The following is a 665-nucleotide window of genomic DNA, read 5'->3' as shown; positions in this document are numbered from 1 at the left end:
TCGGTCACCACCGTGATGTCGCTGGCCGGTACGTCGCCGATACATTCCACCGTGATACCCGCAGGATCGCTCGCCGTCGGGTCCTCATTGTCCTCTATCGTAACATCAAAGCTACATGTGGCCGTAAGTCCGGTAGCATCCGTTACCTCAAAAGTGTTCGTCGTCGTTCCTATAGGGAAGGTCGACCCGGAGGGAAGTCCCCCTATCTGTACCGTCACCGCACCAGGACTGTTGTCCGTGCCCACAGGGGCCGTATAGGTAACCACTGCCTCGCACACGCCAGCATCCGTATCCTGGGTAATGTCCGCCGGACAATTGATAACAGGGGCCTCACTGTCCACTACCGTGACATCGAAGCTACAGGTCATCGTATTGCCCGCATCGTCCGTTACCTCAAAAGTGTTCGTGGTCGTTCCCACAGGGAAGGCCGAACCTGAAACAAGTCCCGCTATCTGTACCGTATTGGCTATTCCACAATTGTCCGTGCCAACAGGGGCCGTATAGGTAACTACCGCAGTGGAAAGCCCCGCATCGACGTTCTGGGTAATATCCGCCGGACAGTTGATCACAGGATCCGTCGTATCGTCGACCGTTATATCCTGGGTAACGGTGATGCTGTTGCCCGCCTCGTCCGTTACGCTATAGGTCCTTGTAATGGTCCCCGG

1 protein-coding gene is annotated in these 665 nt (G+C 56.2%); it reads right to left on the bottom strand.

Annotated features, from left to right (window positions below; all coding sequences use genetic code 11):
* A partial coding sequence (locus ACEQ81_RS18620) for an HYR domain-containing protein (RefSeq protein ID WP_411032430.1) occupies positions 1-665 on the bottom strand: 665 nt, incomplete at both ends.

This window comes from Spongiimicrobium sp. 3-5, assembly GCF_046557915.1.
Lineage (GTDB): Bacteria > Bacteroidota > Bacteroidia > Flavobacteriales > Flavobacteriaceae > JBHEBG01.
The sequence above is the reverse complement of the archived record's forward strand: the minus strand, read 5'-3'. Positions and strand labels throughout refer to the sequence as shown.